At 46.2% G+C, this 19,359-nt stretch carries 25 protein-coding genes; 9 read left to right on the top strand and 16 right to left on the bottom strand.

All coding sequences use genetic code 11. From position 1 onward, the window contains the following. Nucleotides 1-8: 8 nt before the first annotated feature. Nucleotides 9-641: an acetoin utilization AcuB family protein gene (locus tag ACQKD4_RS04290; RefSeq protein WP_012726747.1), complete on the top strand. Its 633-nt coding sequence runs from the start codon at nucleotides 9-11 to the stop codon at nucleotides 639-641. After that, nucleotides 638-1,807: an acetoin utilization protein AcuC gene (locus ACQKD4_RS04285; RefSeq protein WP_427372564.1), complete on the top strand. Its 1,170-nt coding sequence runs from the start codon at nucleotides 638-640 to the stop codon at nucleotides 1,805-1,807. Before ACQKD4_RS04290 ends, ACQKD4_RS04285 begins: the two co-directional genes overlap by 4 nt. A gap of 51 nt (nucleotides 1,808-1,858) precedes the next feature. Here the strand turns inward: ACQKD4_RS04285 and ccpA are convergent, their stop codons facing one another. The 5 genes from ccpA to ACQKD4_RS04260 form a co-directional block, all read right to left on the bottom strand. Continuing rightward, nucleotides 1,859-2,872 carry a catabolite control protein A gene (gene ccpA / locus ACQKD4_RS04280; protein WP_214874562.1) on the bottom strand — a complete coding sequence of 338 codons (1,014 nt, stop codon included), beginning with the start codon at nucleotides 2,870-2,872 and terminating at the stop codon, nucleotides 1,859-1,861. Between the two features lie 127 nt (nucleotides 2,873-2,999). Next, nucleotides 3,000-4,091 carry a bifunctional 3-deoxy-7-phosphoheptulonate synthase/chorismate mutase gene (locus ACQKD4_RS04275; RefSeq protein ID WP_214741397.1) on the bottom strand — a complete coding sequence of 364 codons (1,092 nt, stop codon included), beginning with the start codon at nucleotides 4,089-4,091 and terminating at the stop codon, nucleotides 3,000-3,002. Nucleotides 4,092-4,330: 239 nt separating this feature from the next. Beyond that, a complete protein-coding gene (locus ACQKD4_RS04270; RefSeq protein ID WP_427372563.1) occupies nucleotides 4,331-4,567 on the bottom strand; it encodes a hypothetical protein in 237 nt (78 codons plus the stop codon). Between the two features lie 254 nt (nucleotides 4,568-4,821). After that, entirely contained in the window at nucleotides 4,822-5,370 is a 549-nt protein-coding gene (locus ACQKD4_RS04265; RefSeq protein ID WP_427372562.1) for a YtxH domain-containing protein, read from the bottom strand. 25 nt (nucleotides 5,371-5,395) lie between these two features. Beyond that, on the bottom strand, nucleotides 5,396-5,908 hold the full coding sequence (locus ACQKD4_RS04260) for a DUF948 domain-containing protein (RefSeq protein WP_427372561.1): 513 nt from the start codon (nucleotides 5,906-5,908) through the stop codon (nucleotides 5,396-5,398). A gap of 169 nt (nucleotides 5,909-6,077) precedes the next feature. Here ACQKD4_RS04260 and ACQKD4_RS04255 point away from each other — a divergent pair, with 169 nt between their 5' ends. After that, entirely contained in the window at nucleotides 6,078-7,190 is a 1,113-nt protein-coding gene (locus tag ACQKD4_RS04255) for an aminopeptidase (RefSeq protein WP_214746407.1), read from the top strand. Between the two features lie 41 nt (nucleotides 7,191-7,231). On the opposite strand, the gene ACQKD4_RS04250 is transcribed toward ACQKD4_RS04255, so the two are convergent. The 6 genes from ACQKD4_RS04250 to ACQKD4_RS04225 form a co-directional block, all read right to left on the bottom strand. Next, nucleotides 7,232-7,684 (bottom strand): Dps family protein, encoded by a 453-nt coding sequence (locus ACQKD4_RS04250; protein ID WP_427372560.1) that lies wholly within the window; start codon nucleotides 7,682-7,684, stop codon nucleotides 7,232-7,234. Between the two features lie 98 nt (nucleotides 7,685-7,782). Further along, the gene (gene murC, locus ACQKD4_RS04245) at nucleotides 7,783-9,090 is read right to left on the bottom strand and encodes a UDP-N-acetylmuramate--L-alanine ligase (protein WP_214693311.1); all 1,308 of its coding nucleotides are present in this window, start codon (nucleotides 9,088-9,090) and stop codon (nucleotides 7,783-7,785) included. Between the two features lie 85 nt (nucleotides 9,091-9,175). Next, a complete protein-coding gene (locus tag ACQKD4_RS04240) occupies nucleotides 9,176-9,883 on the bottom strand; it encodes a hypothetical protein (RefSeq protein WP_427372558.1) in 708 nt (235 codons plus the stop codon). Between the two features lie 54 nt (nucleotides 9,884-9,937). Further along, nucleotides 9,938-10,552, bottom strand: a complete 615-nt coding sequence (gene ytpR, locus ACQKD4_RS04235; RefSeq protein WP_427373266.1) for a YtpR family tRNA-binding protein — start codon at nucleotides 10,550-10,552, stop codon at nucleotides 9,938-9,940. A gap of 54 nt (nucleotides 10,553-10,606) precedes the next feature. Beyond that, complete coding sequence (locus ACQKD4_RS04230) at nucleotides 10,607-11,401, bottom strand: DUF1444 family protein (RefSeq protein WP_427372557.1); 795 nt, start codon at nucleotides 11,399-11,401, stop codon at nucleotides 10,607-10,609. Nucleotides 11,402-11,407: 6 nt separating this feature from the next. After that, nucleotides 11,408-11,719 (bottom strand): thioredoxin family protein, encoded by a 312-nt coding sequence (locus ACQKD4_RS04225; RefSeq protein ID WP_074033461.1) that lies wholly within the window; start codon nucleotides 11,717-11,719, stop codon nucleotides 11,408-11,410. Nucleotides 11,720-11,835: 116 nt separating this feature from the next. On the opposite strand from ACQKD4_RS04225, the gene ACQKD4_RS04220 reads away from it, so the two are divergent. Further along, a complete protein-coding gene (locus ACQKD4_RS04220) occupies nucleotides 11,836-12,168 on the top strand; it encodes a hypothetical protein (RefSeq protein ID WP_214693325.1) in 333 nt (110 codons plus the stop codon). Nucleotides 12,169-12,205: 37 nt separating this feature from the next. Here ACQKD4_RS04220 and ACQKD4_RS04215 read toward each other — a convergent pair whose 3' ends face one another. After that, nucleotides 12,206-13,222: a PTS transporter subunit IIC gene (locus ACQKD4_RS04215; RefSeq protein WP_427372556.1), complete on the bottom strand. Its 1,017-nt coding sequence runs from the start codon at nucleotides 13,220-13,222 to the stop codon at nucleotides 12,206-12,208. A gap of 152 nt (nucleotides 13,223-13,374) precedes the next feature. Further along, nucleotides 13,375-14,448 (bottom strand): M42 family metallopeptidase, encoded by a 1,074-nt coding sequence (locus ACQKD4_RS04210; protein ID WP_214782140.1) that lies wholly within the window; start codon nucleotides 14,446-14,448, stop codon nucleotides 13,375-13,377. Between the two features lie 138 nt (nucleotides 14,449-14,586). Between ACQKD4_RS04210 and ACQKD4_RS04205 the strand changes: the two genes are divergently transcribed. From ACQKD4_RS04205 to dhaM, 4 genes are all read left to right on the top strand, one after another. Then, entirely contained in the window at nucleotides 14,587-14,889 is a 303-nt protein-coding gene (locus ACQKD4_RS04205) for a PepSY domain-containing protein (protein ID WP_012726763.1), read from the top strand. A gap of 102 nt (nucleotides 14,890-14,991) precedes the next feature. Beyond that, nucleotides 14,992-15,969 (top strand): dihydroxyacetone kinase subunit DhaK, encoded by a 978-nt coding sequence (dhaK, locus tag ACQKD4_RS04200; RefSeq protein ID WP_274664475.1) that lies wholly within the window; start codon nucleotides 14,992-14,994, stop codon nucleotides 15,967-15,969. Between the two features lie 19 nt (nucleotides 15,970-15,988). Beyond that, nucleotides 15,989-16,579, top strand: a complete 591-nt coding sequence (gene dhaL / locus ACQKD4_RS04195) for a dihydroxyacetone kinase subunit DhaL (RefSeq protein ID WP_214746384.1) — start codon at nucleotides 15,989-15,991, stop codon at nucleotides 16,577-16,579. A 10-nt stretch (nucleotides 16,580-16,589) separates the two neighbouring features. Beyond that, a complete protein-coding gene (dhaM, locus tag ACQKD4_RS04190) occupies nucleotides 16,590-16,940 on the top strand; it encodes a dihydroxyacetone kinase phosphoryl donor subunit DhaM (RefSeq protein WP_427372555.1) in 351 nt (116 codons plus the stop codon). 39 nt (nucleotides 16,941-16,979) lie between these two features. Here dhaM and ACQKD4_RS04185 read toward each other — a convergent pair whose 3' ends face one another. Both ACQKD4_RS04185 and trmB read right to left on the bottom strand, forming a co-directional pair. Next, on the bottom strand, nucleotides 16,980-17,489 hold the full coding sequence (locus ACQKD4_RS04185) for a hypothetical protein (RefSeq protein ID WP_251126055.1): 510 nt from the start codon (nucleotides 17,487-17,489) through the stop codon (nucleotides 16,980-16,982). A 105-nt stretch (nucleotides 17,490-17,594) separates the two neighbouring features. Continuing rightward, complete coding sequence (gene trmB / locus ACQKD4_RS04180) at nucleotides 17,595-18,242, bottom strand: tRNA (guanosine(46)-N7)-methyltransferase TrmB (RefSeq protein ID WP_074033469.1); 648 nt, start codon at nucleotides 18,240-18,242, stop codon at nucleotides 17,595-17,597. Nucleotides 18,243-18,380: 138 nt separating this feature from the next. On the opposite strand from trmB, the gene ACQKD4_RS04175 reads away from it, so the two are divergent. Next, nucleotides 18,381-18,491 (top strand): hypothetical protein, encoded by a 111-nt coding sequence (locus tag ACQKD4_RS04175; RefSeq protein ID WP_012726769.1) that lies wholly within the window; start codon nucleotides 18,381-18,383, stop codon nucleotides 18,489-18,491. A 36-nt stretch (nucleotides 18,492-18,527) separates the two neighbouring features. On the opposite strand, the gene ACQKD4_RS04170 is transcribed toward ACQKD4_RS04175, so the two are convergent. Next, nucleotides 18,528-19,322: a phosphotransferase family protein gene (locus ACQKD4_RS04170; protein ID WP_224861579.1), complete on the bottom strand. Its 795-nt coding sequence runs from the start codon at nucleotides 19,320-19,322 to the stop codon at nucleotides 18,528-18,530. Nucleotides 19,323-19,359 lie beyond the last annotated feature (37 nt).

Raw genomic sequence — 19,359 nt, 5'->3', positions numbered from 1 at the left:
GGGATTTCATGCTAATCGAACAGATGATGAATCGACATGTCGTGACGATTCAACCGACCAATACGATCGCTCATGCCGCTAAATTGATGCGCGAGCATCGTGTCCGACATTTGATTGTGACAAATCCGGCCCGCCAAGTCGTCGGGATCGTCGGACAATTCGAGATGAGTGGTGCGACGAGCGTCTTTCATCCCGAAAGTGAAAATGCAGACTTTCAAAACCCTGTATCGAGCATCATGCGATCTGAGGTACCGACAGCGCATCCCTTCGACTTCTTTGAAGATGCTGCTGCTTTGTTTTATGAAAACCGGCTAACCTGTCTTCCCATCGTCGAACAAGGGAAACTCGTCGGTGTATTAACAGAGACTGATTTATTACGTTACTTCGTACAATTGACCGGGGCACTCGAACCAAGTTCACAAATTGAGATCCTCGTCGAAAATACGACTGGTACACTCGAAAAAGTGACCCGACTCCTCGCCAAAACGAACGTCAATATCATCAACGTCTTCGTTCATCCGACGAGCGATCCGTATAAGCGCATCATCTCGTTCCGCGTCCAGACGATGAACCCGCTCCGAATCATCGAACGGTTGAAACGTGAAGGCTATGATGTCCTCGGTCCGGAGATGTCACGATGAGACCGATTTACATATTTGGCGAAGACGAGACGTCTTATCGTTTTCATGAGGATCATCCGTTCAATCCGCTACGGCTGGAATTGACGACATCGCTTTTGATTGCAGCCGGAAAACTTTCCAAATCGAAATGTGTGTCTCCTCCACTCGCCTCGGTTGAAGATTTAGCGCTCGTTCACGATCTCGATTATATCGAAGCCGTCCAAGCTGCGGCTGCAGGAGAACTTTCTACGCTGAAAGCGAATAAGTTTGGTCTCGGTACGGAAGACACACCTATCTTTCCGACGATTCATGAGGGAGCCGCTCGTCTTGTCGGTGGGACGATTCATGCACTCGATCTGGTCGCGAGCGGGAAAGCGGAGCGCGCCTTTCATGTGGGCGGCGGTTTACATCATGGCATGCGACGCAAAGCATCCGGATTTTGCGTCTATAACGACGCAGCCGTCGCGATTGCACATGTCAGAAAACAATACGGGTCGCGCGTCCTTTATGTCGATACCGATGCGCATCATGGGGACGGCGTCCAATGGCTCTTCTATGACGATGATGATGTGATGACACTGTCGATTCATGAGACGGGACGTTATTTGTTCCCAGGTACCGGAATGGTGACAGAACGAGGAAACGGCAAAGGATATGGCTACAGCTGGAACGTACCGGTCGATGCGTTCACCCAAGATGATTCTTTCTTAAAATGCTATGAAACTGTCTTACGCGAGGCGTGCGAATGGTTCAAACCCGATATCATCTTGACCCAAAACGGTGCAGACGCACATGTCTTTGATCCGCTCACCCATTTGGCATCAACAATTCGGACGTTCGAACAAATTCCACAGATTGCCTCACGCCTGGCCGATGAATATACAGATGGCCGTCTCGTCGCCCTTGGTGGCGGTGGGTATGACTGGTATCGTGCCGTACCACGCGCTTGGGCTCAAGTGTGGGCAGGGTTGACGAGAGAGGCGCCCTACTCTGGAGATATCCCGCGCGAGTGGATTGAGAAGTGGTCAGGTATCGCTGATCAACCGTTGCCTACTCGGTGGGACGACTCTCTATATTCGTTTGACCATATCCCGCGACGTCAACAAATCGAAGAAAAAAATTGGGAAGTCACGAAACGAGCCTTTTGGCCGTTTATTTCAAATGACCGAAAGTCAATATACCTATAAAAATAAGCCTCCCCTTCCCTCACATGACGTGACGGATGGGGAGGCTTTTCGTTAGTCTTGGCGAAGCGAATCACGACGCTCAATCCGGTGAGGAAGCACGACGTTTTTCTCTTCGATTTCTTCTGCGTTCAAGATCTTTGTCAAGAGACGCATCGCGACGGCTCCGATATCGTACATCGGTTGAACGACAGTCGTCAACTTCGGACGAATCATCGTCGCAAGACGCGTGTTATCGTGACCGACTACTTCAAAGTCGTTCGGAACCGAGTAGCCGGCATCTTGAATGGCATGGATGACACCGAGGGCCATCTCATCAGTCCCAGCAAAGATTGCTTTCGGGCAATCGTCTCGCTGCAACATTTTTTGCATCGCTTCAAGACCTGATGCGTATGTGTAATTCCCGAGAATCATATCGTTGTCGTGGAATGGAAGACCTGCATCTTCAAGGGCGCGACGGTATCCTGCGAATTTCTTCTCGCCATTGATCTGTTGCTCGAGTGGTCCAGTGATGAATCCAACACGGTCATGTCCGTGGTTGATTAACATCTGAGTCGCGTCATATGCTGCTTGCTCATAATCGATGTTGACGGCCGGGAGGTCATATCCTTGGTTCAACGTCGCTGCGAGAACGATTGGAACCGGTGATTTTTTGAACTCTTCGACGAGATCTTCATGCAAGCGTCCACCCATAAAGATGATGCCGTCTACTTGTTTCCCTAATAGCGTGTTCAATAAATGGATTTCTTTGTCACGACTTGAATCCGAGTTTCCAAGGATGATGTTGTATTTGTACATCGTCGCCACATCTTCAATGCCTCGTGCCAAATCGGCGAAGAAAATGTTTGAGATGTCCGGTACGATGACACCGACCGTCGTCGTTTTCTTACTTGCTAGTCCACGTGCGACGGCGTTCGGACGATAACCGAGACGGTCAATCGCATCTTGTACTTTCTTACGTGTCGTTGGTTTGACGTTCGGGTTTCCGTTGACGACACGAGAGACGGTTGCCATAGACACCCCGGCTTCTCGTGCGACATCGTAAATCGTTACGTTGTTACTATTCATAAACTACTCCTCCTACAAGTCATGATTTTCAAAAAGTTTTCATAAAACGTTTTAAAAAAGGAAGACAGGTATCTGTCATCCATTTACCCTGTCTTCATGCGATATAAAACGTTTCCATTTGGAAAGCTTACTTTTTCACCAAATCAAGTTGAGGAAACTGGACCGTTAGTCCTTCCACAAATTGATCGAATTGATCGAAATCCAATTGTTGTTGCGCATCCGATAATGCAATGGCAGGATTCGGGTGTACTTCGACCATGACACCGTCTGCCCCAATGGCAAGTGCCGCTTTCGCAGCCGGCAACAACAAGTCACGACGACCTGTCGAATGGGTCACATCTACCATAACCGGTAAATGCGTCTCTTGTTTCAAGATCGGCACCGCCGTGATATCTAACGTATTGCGTGTCGCACGCTCATACGTCCGAATCCCTCTTTCGCACAAGATGACTTGGCTGTTCCCACTCGCCATAATGTACTCTGCCGCATAAATGAACTCTTCGATTGTAGCGGATAATCCACGCTTCAACAAGACCGGTTTGTCTGTCTTACCGACTTCTTTCAACAAATCAAAGTTTTGCATATTCCGGGCACCAACTTGAATGATATCGACATATGGCAAGGCCGACTCGACTGCTCCTGGCGTCATGATCTCCGTGATGACGCGTAAATCATGACGGTCCGCTGCTGCCTTCAGCATTTTCAACCCTTCAAAACCTAAGCCTTGGAAGTCATACGGCGATGTACGTGGTTTGTATGCCCCGCCTCGCATCACTTTCACTCCAGACAAGGCGAGCTTCTCTGCGACCGCGTTCACTTGTTCGAACGATTCGACGGCACATGGCCCCGCAATCAGCTGCGGACGTCCATTCCCAATCGTCACGTCCTTCACATGGACCAACGTATCTTCCGGTTGACGTTTACGCGAAACGAGTAACGTCTTATCCCGGTCTTCGCCTTGCAGTTCAGCAGACGCTTTGAATACTTCTTTAAAAATATGTTGAAGACGTGACGTTTCGAACGGTCCTTGATTCGAAGCTGCGATGAAATCGAGCATCTCTCGTTCCCGGACCGGGTCGTATCGTTCGACGCCTTGAAGACGTTTGATTTTTCCAATTTCGACGGCAAGTGCACCACGCCGACTCAGCAAGTCGAGCATTTCATGGTTCAATTCATCCATTTCTCGACGTAATCGATTCAATTGATCTTGTGGACTCATTCGTTTCCCTCACATTCTTAAGCCGTTCTTTCCAGAAACCTAATTATATCGAACTTTGTGCGCTTTGTCATAAGGAAACCTTCTACGTCACAAAATCACCAAAAAAGGACCGAACGCGTTCTGAACTGAAACCTAATTTAGGGAAATTTAATAACGAATGCCTCGAATAGCGTGTGTGTTGTGATAGCTATCTAGACATCTAATAATTTTATCTACCATCAAATTACAAATATGAAATTTTATTTTGATGGTTCATAGACAATTTGTGTGTCTGTATCAATTACATATCGTACATTCACAACTTCATTTATAGAGATTTCATTAAAATTATAATTACTACATAATATTGAACCTACTTCAAAAGCAGAATCTGTAACTCCTAAAATTGCTTCATAGATTTCTTTGAGTTCACTTAAAGTACATTCATTTCCCCTTAGGAAAGATTGCTTATAATAGCCGTCTATTTCAATAATCATATATCCTCCTGCAAACAAAAAAATATTATAACCGTCTTTATACACTTTTCTCACGATTCATTATCTATCTTTCTCAATTTCGTCAATACTGATTAGTCTTTAATTTCGTGTTTCATAGTGGAGTGATTTACGTTTCGAGACTCTCGTCTGAATAAATAGATTCATTATATCGATTCGATCACATTCAAAAACCCTGAATGAGCACTTTTTATTAAGTGACGATCATTCAGGGTTCAGTTCACGGTCCTTTTACATCATTCTTCTTTTTTAAGGTCTTTCTTCAAATCATTGAGTTCTTCTTTCGACTCATCATCGAGCATCTCATTGACAGGTGCTTCGAGTGTATCGTCCGACTCAGATTCAAGTGATGAGTCCGTCGTCTCTTCTTCAGCCGCGCGGTCCATCTGTTCTTTCACTTCGGATTCCGCTTCCGCGACGAGTTGATCCGCTTTCTCCATCGCTTCTTCGATTGAGAGGTCATCCTCGTCCATCTGTTGTTTCAATTCGGCCGCTTCACGCGCCTTATCTTTCACGATATTGAGGACCGGTGCCGCTTTATCGCTCGCCACTTTAATCCACTCGCCGACGACTGGCTCTGCCTTCTCACGCATTTCCTTCGATTTGACAGTCAATCGTTCACGCGATGTAGATGTCTTTTCGTCTAGGTATGTTCTTACTTCCCGTCCGCTTTTCGGTGATGTCAATAGTGCGACAGCCGCTCCGACGATCCCTCCAAGAATGACACCCGTCAAAAATCCACTACTTGATTGATTCTTGTCTGTTGGTTGTTTTTGGTCTGTCATGTGTGAGTTCCTCCCCGATGTATCGTTATTTGATCGTATCTTCCGTGTTAATCATGTCGGGCGATACAGGTGCTTCCTCTTTCTTTTCACGTCGCGTTCGACGACGTGGACGTTCTTTCGTAGTTGAAGATTCTGGTTTGTTTTTCTTGAACAATTCTACCGCGACCGATCCCCATCGAACCGCTTGAGCAATCTGTTCTTTGTTTTCATCCGCTGCCGAGTGGACAGAAGTTGAGACGGTTCGGACCGATTCGGTTACCTCGTTCAGTGATGTACCTAATTCGTCGAGTGCATGAGCAACAGGTGCGAGCAACTCTGTTTTTTCTTCCACGTTGTCGACGAGACGGTTCGTCTTATGTAAGAGCGCCGTCACTTCCATTGTGATTCCGTCGAGCTGGCGTTCTAAGTTTTCTGTCGTATTGGCGACGCTACCGAGTGTACGGTTTACTTTCGATAAGACACGTGCCAAGAAGATGACGAGTACGACAAACGCGAGGGCCGCAATCAGGCCGGCGATGCCTCCTAATGTGATCTCCATTCAATCCATTCCTCCTATTCAATCGTTTCTTGTTTCATTATAGCACCATTATGACTGAAAAGATTTGCTACAACCGTTTTCGCCATTCGGTCTGATTATTCCTTTACCCGTTTTTATGTTTTCGATTACACTAAAATAGAAATTCATAAAAATAATTAGGGGTGGTCGTGTGAGAGATCCAAGAATTACACAATTAGCAGACGGTTTAATCAATTATTCCGTCAAGTTACAACCGGGGGAAAAAGTACTGATTGAGAATTTTGGCGTAGAGGAATCGCTCGTCGAGGCACTCGTCGAAAAAGCATATGAGGCCGGCGGACACCCATTCGTCTTGTTGAAAGAAAGCCGCATCTTACGTAAATTGTATACGGGAGCAAGTCGTGAGCAACTCGAACTCATGGCTGACATCGAACGGAAACAGATGCAGGCAATGGATGCGTACATCGGCTTACGTGCCGGTGATAACATTAACGAACTCTCTGATGTGCCGAGTGAGCAACAAAAACTCGTCGGTGCCACACTCGGTAAAATGCATACGGAAGACCGTGTCAAAGGGACGAAATGGGTCGTACTTCGTTACCCTTCTCCATCAATGGCACAACTCGCTGGTAAATCAACCGAAGCGTTCGAAGACTTCTACTTCAATGTATGTACACTCGACTACGGAAAAATGGACCGTGCAATGGACGGATTGGTCGAATTGATGAACAAGACGGACCGCGTCACATTGAAAGGACCAGGAACAGACCTCTCGTTCTCCATTAAAGATATTCCGGCAATCAAGTGCTCTGGTCAAATGAACATTCCAGACGGTGAAGTGTTCACGGCACCGGTAAAAGACTCGGTCAATGGCGTAATCACGTACAACACTCCATCTCCATACCAAGGATTCACGTTCGAGAATGTGAAGTTGACGTTCAAAGACGGCAAAATCGTGGATGCGACGGCCAATGATACAGAACGAATCAATGAAGTGTTCAATACAGATGAAGGAGCTCGTTACGTCGGTGAGTTCGCAATCGGTGTGAACCCATACATTCAACATCCGATGAAAGATATCCTCTTCGATGAGAAAATTGACGGCAGCTTCCACTTCACGCCAGGTCAAGCGTATGACGATGCCTATAATGGCAATAATTCGTCAGTTCACTGGGACCTCGTCAACATCCAACGCCCGGACTATGGCGGTGGTGAGATCTGGTTCGATGATGTCCTCATTCGTAAAGACGGACGTTTCGTCATCGATGCGTTGCTTCCACTCAATCCGGAAAACTTGAAATAAAATAAAATGGTGCGCCTGTCGAAGGCGCACCATTTTCGTGGTTACAATTTTGTTTTTTTACCGAGTGCGGCAGACATCATCCAAATCTCTTTTTCGAGTCGCTCGATATGAGAGACGAATGTATCTTCAATCGCTTCATCCCCGTCTTCAAAGTTTTCCATCGCATCTTGCATCTCTTGGCGAATTTGTTTGAAGTCGTTGATGATATCTTTAATCATCTGATCCGTTTCCGCATGACGATCACCTTCTGTCAGCGTCGAGTGCTCCAAATACTCTTTCATCGTCGCAAACGGTTCACCGTCATTCATAAGAAGTCTTTCCGCTACGTCATCGTAGAGTTCTGCCACTAAGTTATAGAGCTCTTCGAGTTTCTCATGATACGTAAAGAAGTGAGGACCGCTAATGTACCAATGATAATTATGCAGTTTCACAAACAGTAACCCATAGTTTGCAACTTCCTTGTTTAACGTATCGAGTGCACCTTGACTAGCCATTCCAAACATCTCCTTTGTCTTATTCATCGATACTACTATTACCGAGATTTTGGTTGGCTAAACATAAAAAAAGGAGAGACAAATGCCTCTCCTCCGTCTTATGCTTCAAGTTTTACGATTTCTTCATATTCACGTTGATACGTTTGGATGTCACCTGCACCCATGAACAACAGTACTGCCTTGTCATGATTGCGTAAGACGCTCGTACCACCACGTTTCAAAATATGCGCACCGTCGATGCGTGATTGAAGGTCCTCGATCGTGACAGTCCCTTCTTGTTCACGGGCTGAACCGAAGATATCACAAAGATAGACCGTATCTGCTTCAGCCAATGCTGTTGCAAAGTCATCCATGAATGATTTAAGACGTGTGTACGTATGTGGTTGGAAAATCGCAACGACTTCCCGTTCTCCATACTTCTTCCGAGCTGCTTCGACCGTTGCACTAATCTCACGTGGGTGGTGTGCGTAATCGTCAACGAGTATTTGATTGTTAAGCGTTGATTCACTAAAACGACGCTTCACCCCGTTGAATGATGCAAGACGCTCTTTCACCAACTCTTTAGGTAAGTTCTCGTAATCACATGTAGCGATGACAGCAAGAGCGTTCAATACGCTATGGTCGCCGTATCCAGGAATGCGGAACGTTCCGTAGAAATCATCACGTAAAAAGACATCGAACGTCGTTCCGTTCTCTGTCGACGTAACGTTTTCTGCACGGAAGTCGTTATGCGTCCCAAACCCGTAATAAACGAGTGGAACGTTCGCTTGAATGTGCTGAAGGTTCTCATCATCACCACAGGCAATGATTCCTTTCTTCACTTGTTTCGCCATCTCCTGGAATGCATCGATGACATCGTCTAAACCAGAGAAGTAATCCGAATGGTCAAAGTCGATATTTGTCATGATGGCATAGTCTGGACGGTAATATAAGAAGTGACGCTTATATTCGCAAGCCTCGAAGACAAAGTTCTTCGAATCGGCAACACCTTCACCTGTTCCATCACCAATCAAGAATGATGTCGGTTCGATTCCACGCATGACGTGGGCAAGCAAACCTGTAGTCGATGTTTTACCGTGTGACCCTGTGATGGCGACACTTGTGTAATGATTCGCGAGCTCACCTAAAAACTCGTAGTACTTATAAATCGTCAATCCGAGTTCACGCGCGCGTACGATTTCTGGATGATCGTCGCTGAACGCATTTCCTTGTACGACGATTTGATCTTCAGAAATATTTTCAGGGTCGAATGGCAAAATTTCAATCCCTTTTCGTTTCAATGCTTCTTCTGTAAAAAATGCTTTTTCAACGTCCGATCCACGGACCTCATTATTCATATCAAATAAAATTTGAGCTAAAGGACTCATGCCCGTTCCTTTAATTCCGACGAAGTGATAACGGTTCATCTGTAAATAGCCCCCCTAATTCATTGCGGCTCGTCAAAATGCGACAAACCTTTGTCATTATAGCAAAACTCACTGAGTCGTGCTATTACAGATTATTGTTTTTTTGTGCAAGTCGTCGGCTACGGTACATCGCCATGCGATCTTTTGGCGTCATCATCACATTTACAGGCGGTTGGTCGGCTTTAAACGAAACTTGAACAGCCGGTGTCAATTCGGTGTCAGCCGGTAATTCTTCTTGTTCAGATGGTGTTTGTAATTTTTCTGCAATCTGCTCAATCGACTCTCCGATTTGTTCCACAGAACCGTCGAAGTCTAAACTTTCATCTGGCGCTGCATGTTGATGAACTTCCACGACCTCTTCTTTTTTCGAACGGGATAAATCCGTCGATTGCATAAAGACGGACGAGAAACCGTTATCTAGAATCGAAACCTGACCGAGAATCGATTTTTCTTCTTCGGTTGTTTCCCCGGAAATGTCTTCAACATGTTCTGCGTCTATTTCAGGACTAATCGTATTAGTGGTCTCTTCATCTTGAAGTGACTCTTCTGGCAGAACCACTTCAGACGCTGTGCTCATTTCGAACGGTTCTCTCGTTTCAGGAGAATGCTCGACCGGTAGAACAATCTTCGGTTTCGGACGGGCATATCCATAAATCGGTGAAGGAACATCAGTCGGAATGAATTCATCGGTGATATCTACCTTCGGAGGTGGTGAGACCGGCTGTCCTTCTCTCGACAGCTCTCGCTTGATTCGATCTGCTTGTTGTTTCAATGAACGTTCATATGCATCCATACTTGATTCCTCGCTTTTTCACTCAATCCATATTTAACAAAAAATCGGTCGAGTTTAGCGACCGATTTCAAATGCTGTACCTACTTCATATTCGTTATCTAATACTAAAATCCCTTTTTCTTGCGGGGCATTCGGAAGATTTAATTCACGCGCCGAGCAAATCATACCATGCGAGCTCTCTCCGCGAAGTGCCGATGGTCGAATAATCAAACCGGTCGGCATGACCGCTCCTAGTTTGGCTACGACTACCTTTTGGCCAGTCGCGACGTTTGGTGCGCCACATACGATTTGCACAGTGCCTTGATCGATTTGAACTTGGCAAACGGATAACTTATCCGCATCCGGATGTTTTTCCGCACTTTCCACATAACCGACAACAAACTTCGGTGTCACATCTACCCATGAGAAGTCTTCGTCAATTCCATGTTCCTTCAAGACAGCTTGTACCTGTTCAACCAATTCCGTCGTCAAATCAACCGGACCGTTCCAACCTGTGACGTCAAAGTGCTTACTTGCTTGAAACAAATTGTATCCGTTAACGGTTCCATCTTCAGATTTGACGATGGCAACGTCACCTGTACGTTCTACAGATTGATGGTGACGTTCTCCCTCTTTTAGTAACACCATGAGTACATCGCCGATTCCTTCTCGGTTATAAAACACATTCATTTGCATACGTTCCTACGTCCCTTCTTTCAAACTCATCTCACTTATTTTATCAGATTATGTGTTCGATGGCGGGGTCTTTTTTCCGACAATAAAAATCGGTTCAAGTTGCCCTGCCTCATAATGAAAGGCGAGTGCAGTCACTGGGACACGACCATTCGTAAAGAAGTCAAACATCAATTGTTGCATCGCATCATACCCTTGGTCGTTTCGGATATCGGCGATGATCATCACATCTTGATGCGGTACACCGACGAGCATATCCCCTTCAACTCGGCGCTCCATCATTCGAAGAAAATCATCGTTTAAAATGCGCGATGCCTCGTAGCCGTCTCGTGTCGATAAAAAGTAGAATGGGTTGCCGGCAACTTCATCTTGTTTCATCTCGGTCGGAAGTTTTTTGACATTTTCCCGGGCGATGCGCTCAATCGTTTCAAGCGTCACATCACCGGACACATGCTTCTCCTCGATCAAACGATAGCCATTCCCGCGATCGAGCGCGTAAAAGATGGCAGTCTCCGCCGTATGCGGACTGAAAATAAGCGGCTCCCCACTTTTCGTCGTCTTTGCAAACGAGTTCGAACGAATGACCGGATAGATGGCATCTAATTTTCCAGCGAGTGAGATCTGATCATCCGCCTTCATTGCCGACTCGATATATTCGATGACTTCATCGACTGCCACTTTGCCCCGCGTTTTCGCTTTCGCGACGATTGGTGCGAGTCGAATATTCACACCAAAGCGATCAGCTTTCCGTTCGACGCGCAACACCTCATTCTCGCGGTCATAAGATGTGCGATAGTCCTCTTTGAAATTCGCTTCTAAATAGCGTCTTAACTCATTCCGTTCCATATAGGGTCACCCTAATCCATTCAAAAATGCTTCGACCTGTTCCGGTGTCTTCCGTTCGCGACCGACATAGCGATCGATTTCCTTACCATTTTCAAAGGCGACAAAGCTTGGGATACCAAAAATATCGAGCTCTTGCGCGAGTTCCATAAACTCATCACGGTCGACGTAATAAAACGTCCAGTCTTCAAATTTCTGTTCGATTTCAGGCATGAACGGGTCGAGGAAACGGCAATCTCCACACCATGTTGCCGAAAACATGAAAATACTTTTTGATTCTTTTGCTTCTGTATATTCTGCCATTGTTGATAGTTGTTTCATGATTAACCACTCCTGTTCGCTTTTTCCTCACTTATAATAGCATAAGTCCTGTCACACATTCTGCTCTGCTGTTTGTTATAATCAAAGCCGAAACTAGTTGAAACAGGTGAAACCATATGAAATTGACACGAGAAAAATTGAATCCTGAAATGAAACATCCGCTCGAACAGATGGTCGGTGTCTTTGGGATGCTCGCCATTTTGCGATATGGATATTTATTTATTGATACCGATAAAACGAGACTCGAGATCTTGATTTGGCTTGTTGTGGGCTTTGCCGTCATTTATGTCCTTGAAAAGTGGCTCAAGCAACTCGCCCGTCATTTACCGATTGTACGAAAACGATATTTGATCCCGATTTATGTGATCGTCCTTTTGCTGTTCCTCATCAGCTTCCGCGTCCCTCGCGAGACGGTGGATTCTGTCAAAGTCTTATTCGGAATCGGATGACACGAAAAGACGCCGTTTGCTTCAAACGGCGCTTTTTTTAATAGTCAATTTTCATATCGTTCGGCTGAATGCGTCCAGTCCTTCTCAATACAGCATAGACCGCATAACTTAATAGAGCAGGTCCGATGACTAGGAAGCCGAGGACAATGATGAATGTGTACCAACTGAAGCCCATCGTTTCAAGCATGACAATCGGTCCGACGAGTCCACTCGTCCCCATCCCTGCCCCGGCTGCCACACTTTCTAATTCAAACAATAGAATCGCAATTGGTGCGAGGACAGCCCCAGCTAATGTAGGGGGTAAAAGAATCCATGGATTTTTCACGATATTCCCGACTTGAAGCATCGACGTTCCAATTCCTTGCGCAATCGCTCCGCCGACTCCGTTATCACGATAACTCGTAATCGCAAACCCAATCATTTGAGCTGCACATCCGACCGTTGCGGCACCAGCCGCAATACCATTCAACCCAAGCATCAAAGCGATGGCTGCACTCGAAATCGGCGCAGTCAGTGCCAATCCCATGAGTGTCGCTACGACGACTCCCATGAACAATGGTTGTTGCTCAGTCCCCCACTCGATCCAACTACCGAGCTGCGTCATGAACATCCCAACATATTTTCCGATATATGTCGCTGTGAAGAAACCGACTGCGATTGTCGTAAATGGCGTCACCAAAATATCAAGTTTCGTCGATTTCGATACAAGTTTTGACACCTCAACGGCTAAAAGCGTGGCGACGTAACTACCGGCAGGTCCAAACTCATATCCGAACGTCCCGACAACGAGTGCAGAAAATAGAATAAGAGGCGGCGCCTCAAGGGCATAAGCAATCGCAATCCCAATGGCTGGACCCGTCAGGCTCATCGCCACGTCACCAATTTGAACGAGCGTCGTGCTTGTTCCCGCAAGTGCGGTCCCTTCAAGCTGACCACCAATCGTCTTCATAATCAAACCGATAATCAATGTACTGAACAACCCTAATGCCATATAACTAAGTGCCGTCACAAAATAAACAGACGGGCTAAGTGAGATTCCTTTTTTCTTGAACATATGAGATCCTCCTTACAATCATACAGATGTCTTTACACAAGTAAACAATATGTATAAACACCTCTATCAGTATAAGGCGTTTTCTTAAAATAGCAAGAACATCTACATAAAAAAACCGTCCACTCAAAAATATGAGTGAACGGCATGTACGTTTAGCGAGACGGACGGAGTGTTTCAAGCGTCGAACGGTCAAGTCGTTTGACCAACGCTTTTAGTAACGCTTTCGCCGCATCGTAGTCGTCTGTATGAAGAATCGAAGCATGTGTATGGATGTAGCGTGATGCGACACCGATGACGGCTGTCGGCACACCTTCGCCACTCATATGCACGCGTCCAGCATCCGTACCGCCTGGCGAGACGAAATACTGCGTCTTAATATTTTCATCAGAAGCCGTGTCGAGCAAGAAGTCCCGCATTTCAGGCGACATAACCATAACCCGGTCTAAAATTCGAATCAAGGCACCTTCACCGAGTTGTCCAAACTCCGTTTTACTTCCAGATGCATCGTTCGCCGGTGAGGCATCGAGTACGAGTGCCACGTCTGGCTGAATCAATTCAGATGCCGTCTGCGCTCCACGTAATCCAACTTCTTCTTGTACGGTAGCACCCGAGAACAAGATGTTCGGGTGATCTGCTTTTGTCGTCTCTTCTAACAATTCGACAGCAAGACCGACACCGTAACGGTTGTCCCATGCTTTCGCCATAATTTTTTTCGGGTGATGAAGTGGTGTAAATGCGCTCGATGGTACTGCAGGAACACCCGGACGCACTCCCCATGATTCTGCTTCTTCTTTTGAATCCGCACCGATATCGATGAACATTTGTTTGATGTCCATCGGTTTACTCATCGCATCTGGTCCAAGTAAGTGAGGCGGTGTCGAAGCGACGACACCTGGGATTTTCCCGTTCGAAGTGATGATGTCAAAACGTTGTGCCATGAGCACTTGGCTCCACCATCCGCCAAGCGGTTGTATGTATAACATGCCATTCTCCGTAATGCGTGTCACCATGAAGGCAACCTCATCCATGTGACCGGCTACCATTACTTTAGGTCCCGCTTCGTCCCCGACACGTTTCCCAAAAATTGATCCGATGCCATCCGTGACGATTTCATCTGAGTGCGGTTCAATTCGTTCACGTACGAACTGACGAACTTCTGACTCGAACCCCGGAGCTCCCGGTAGTTCTGTTAACGTCTTGAATAAGTCTCTCGTCTTTTGATCCATCTTTTATCATCCCTTCTTAACCGTTCTTGTCTCATTATATACAAAAGTTTTGATAGGATGCGAATGCTTTTCATTCCATTCGGGTACAGGTTTTGGTACGATGTACATGATAGCCATAGTTCAAGGGGAGGTAGTCATATGAAAAAAAGGTATTGGTTTATTGGAATCGGGGTTGCCGTCATTGCCGCACTTATGACGAAAAAGGCTTTAGATGAACGTAGCTTATCTGCAGAAAACGCGTTGGAATACACAAAACGTGCTTTCTCAGCGAAAGGTCATGTCCAAGGGGCATGGATCTCTGCATCACCTGAGATTTACACATACGACGGTCGTGAATACGATGTCTACAAAGGTGGAATCTCGGTTCTTGAGAACGACGAAGAAAAAACGTATGAGTTCACAGTCGACTCTGAGACTGGCGCTTTACTCGAATATGCATGACACGAAACCGACGAATGATTCGTCGGTTTTTTTGTTTAGTTACAGCGAAAGAGTGGAAAATTGAAATTGGTAGTTTTCAATTTAAAAAAGGAGTGATCTCGCGTGAAAAAGCTAATCGGTGAAGCAAGTGAACTCGTATCGCAAATGGTAGAAGGAATGGTCCATGCCCATCCTGAACTGTACGGTCGTGTCGAAGGATTCAATGTCATCTGTCGGGCGAACGGTGCAAAATCCGGTAAGGTCGGGCTCGTCTCGGGTGGTGGTAGCGGACACGAACCGGCACACGCCGGTTATGTCGGAGACGGCATGCTCGATGCGGCAGTTTGCGGGGAAGTCTTTACATCCCCTACTCCGGACATGGTGCTTGAAGGAATCAAAGCAGCTGACGGTGGCAACGGTGTCTTGTTGATCGTCAAAAATTATTCGGGGGATGTCATGAACTTCGAACTCGCCGCCGAATTGGCTGAAGGAGACGGGATTAAAGTCGACCATGTTGTCGTCGCTGATGACGTCGCGATTTCAAACAAGGAAGACCGTCGTGGTGTTGCCGGTACCGTCTTCGTTCATAAAATCGCAGGTGCCGCTGCAGCAAGCGGTAAATCACTCGAGGAAGTTAAATCGATTGCGGAAAAAGTCGCATCACACGTCCGCTCAATGGGGATGGCGGTAGAACCTTGCTACATGCCAGTGAGTGGAAAGCCTGGTTTTGACTTGAACGAGGAAGAGATGGAAATCGGGATTGGGATTCACGGGGAGCGCGGTGTCGAACGTAAACCAACGAGCGATGTCGACCAAATCGTCGATGACCTTCTCGGCCATTTGAAAAAAGAAGTTGAGCCTGGCGAAGTCGCCGTCATGGTAAATGGAATGGGTGGGACTCCATTGTCCGAACTATATGTGACGTATCATTTCGTCGCGCAAAAACTCGAAGCTGCTGGATATACGCTGAAACGTAAATATGTCGGCAACTACATGACGTCACTCGAGATGCACGGATTCTCGATTACCCTGTTACCGCTTGATGATGAGATGACCACTTATCTAGATGCTCCATCGGAAGCACTTGGATTTAAACTTTGATGAATGAGGTGTTTGTTTTATGTTGACGATTGATCGGATGAAGCAAGCGTTACGCGACACACAAGTCGGAATTGAAGACCAAAAAGACACACTGACAGATTTAGACCGTGCCATCGGGGACGGAGATCACGGGATTAACATGTCCCGTGGTTTCGACGCGGTCTCTTCCATTTTAGATGAGGAGTATGACTCTCTCGGTGCGCTCAGTAAAAAAGTAGGCATGACTCTGATGTCTAAAGTAGGCGGTGCGGCTGGTCCATTATATGGTTCTGCTTTCGTCAAGATGGCGACCAAGTTCGGGGATGCGACCGAAGCTGACTTTGACCTTCTTAAAGAAGCACTCCAAGAAGGTTCAAATTCGATTAAAGCGCGAGGAAAGTCAGAAGTCGGTCAGAAAACGATGGTCGACGTTTGGGACCCGTTCCTCGAACATGTGAAACAAGGGGACGACTACAAACAACAGTTAGACGAACTTGTACAAAAAACGGAAGATATGGTGGCGACGAAAGGTCGAGCTTCCTACTTCGGTGAAAATTCGCGTGGGACGGTCGACCCGGGTGCTCTCTCTAGTTCGATTCTGTTAGCCGCGATTATGAAGGAGGTCGATTGACATCGTTGAATTGATTATCGTCTCGCACAGTGCAAAAATTGCGGAAGGGATCCGAGACCTCATGAAAGAGATGGCACCATCCGTTCCCATCCATCTAGCCGGCGGTCTTGAAGACGGTTCGATTGGAACAGACGTCACCCGCATCTTGGAGGCACTCGACCAAGTCGAAGGGGAAGCGCTTCTTCTCAGTGATATCGGTTCAGCCACGATGAACGCCGAACTCGCCATCGACATGTACGAAGGAAGTAAAGAGGTCGCTTTTTTCGACGGTCCGATTGTCGAAAGTGCATTCATCGCTTCGGTTTCCTCAGGAAACGACATGTCTCTCACAGATATCGTCGAACAGTTGAAGCAACATTGAAAAAGCACCCCGTTCAGAAGAACGGGGTGCTTTTATGTCTTAACGTGGGTTGTCATTCTTTTCATATACGGCATTCATATATGAGCTTGTTGAATAGAAACGTGGTACGACCAAGAACAAAATGAGTGCTGGAATCGCAATCAATAGAAGCAATACCAATACCGGCAACCAGTAGACAATTTCATGACCGAGCATATCGATGTTCGCATCTGCGAATTCGGCTGCTCCTTCAACTTCTACGAGGTCTGCTGATGAAAGGATTTTGTTGTCTGTCGCATCAAAGTAATGGTACTCGGTTTTACGTGTGATGAAGATCCCATCACGAATCGTATCGAGTTCTACGACAGCCGCGATCACTTCGTTACCATTTGAATGGCGAAGCGTCTCTTCTTTGATGATTTCAGCTGTTCCTTCTTTATAATCGTAATGCGTCGCTTTCAAATCCTCTTCGAGTGCGTCTAAGAACGCTTCGTTCGCTGAGGTATTCATTGGTGCGATTGTTAGAATGAAGATTACTGCAAGCAGGCTTGCCCATGCTTTTTTCAACATCCCCATGTTCCCCCTTCTCTTATTCCAGTTTAGCGTCATTCCTATTGTACCAAGAAGAAAGAAAAAAGTGTGAAGAAAATACTATTAAAATAAGAAAAAAGCGTGTCAATTTTTCGGACGGAATACAGCTTCCATTCGATAAATCGGCTGACCGAGCGCACTGAAGCGCTCTTCATACTCTGTTCGAATATTATCTTCCGGTTCATTTACATGCAAATCAAGTGAAATTTCTGTGAAGAACATCCCGTATTGACTCATGCTTTGAAGAGAATATTCAAAGAGTCCGCGGTTGTCTGTCTTGAAATGAATCTCCCCTGCTTTCGGAAGAATCGCTTCATATGTCGCTAAAAATGTCTTGTACGTCAAGCGACGTTTCGCATGGCGTGTTTTCGGCCACGGGTCTGAGAAGTTTAAGTAGACGCGGTCGACTTCTCCAGCTTCGAAGTATTCGACGAGTCGCTTCGCATCAACCGTCAGTACTCTCACGTTCGGCATCGGCGTCTCAACGAGCTTTTGAACGATTGAGACAGCTACGCTTTCAAATAGTTCGATTGCGATAAAGTTCACGTCCGGGTGCTGTTTCGCCATCCCTAAAATGAATTGTCCTTTCCCTGAACCGACCTCGATAAAGAGTGGGTGGTCATTGCCGAACTCGGCGTCCCACTTCCCTTTTAATTGTTCAGGATGTTGAATAAATACGTGTTCTTGAGCTTCCATATATTCTTTTGCCCAAGGCTTATGTCGTAAACGCATGAAAATCCTACCTTTCGTTCATCAAATGTTCAAGTTTAATGGGAATATGCACGTTCCGTACGAGCAGTCCTCTTGCGATTATACACGAAATCATAGTTTAATGAACGTGAATCATCCTTCACAAGGAGGTTAGATACGATGAGTACATTAGATCAATTCTTAATTTTTTATGCCGCTCCACTTACGTTTTTCGCAGGCGTTATCGCAACGTTCGTTTGGGCTTACTTCATGAATCCGGACGACATCTAAACACATTCAAAAAGGGGTGGCGCACAGCCATCCCTTTTAATTGATTCGTTCATACGCCTCATCGATTAATTCGCGCAGTACATGAAAACCTTCTGTTCGTGCTGCATCGTTTCGTTCCCCATAAATCGTTAAAATCGTTTGGGCAATCGCATACCAATGCATTCGATTATGAAGTTCACTCGAAACCTCGACCCCATAATGCGTGAACCAATGCTCCCATTCCGCCTCTTCGACATAGCTATAGACTACCATCGCCAAATCAAAGGCACGGTCCGCGATGATCGCATCGTCCCAATCCGTCAAATAGAGAAGACCGTTTTCATCTTCAATCCAATTGTTGTGATTTAAATCAGAGTGGCATACGACGAACTCTTGCTCATCAACCTTCGGCAAATGGTGTTTAAGCCATTGAATCGCCTCTCCAATCGTAGGATCCGTCTCATCCTGTTCATATGCCTCACACTGACGAAGCAACAAGTGCGGCGTCACCGGTGTGTGATTTAATTGTTGTAACATGAATAATAGCTCTTTCGAATCATGAATCTTTCCGAGTTGTGCCGCGACATCTGGTCGCTTCATATCTTCTGGTGAAAGTTCGCGGCTCTCAATGAATTGTTGGGCACTTAATACGTCCCCGTTAAACATCCGCTTTGTCCAAAGAAGTTTCGGAACAATTCCTTCCGCTGAAAGAATCGCCAAGAATGGAGAAGAGTTCCGTTTCACAAAAATCTTCTGTTGGCGCGTCGTCGCTACATACGCTTCGCCCGTAATACCTCCGGCAGAAGCGACTGTCCACTCTTTACCGAGCGCACCGACTATATCTGAATACATATTCATCACGCTCAAATCTTACTTGAAATTAAAGAGA

Origin of the sequence: Exiguobacterium sp. NPDC077395 (genome assembly GCF_050269125.1) — a bacterium.
Lineage (GTDB): Bacteria > Bacillota > Bacilli > Exiguobacteriales > Exiguobacteriaceae > Exiguobacterium > Exiguobacterium aestuarii_A.
Note: the sequence above shows the minus strand (reverse complement) of the source record. Positions and strands in the feature narration are given on the sequence as shown.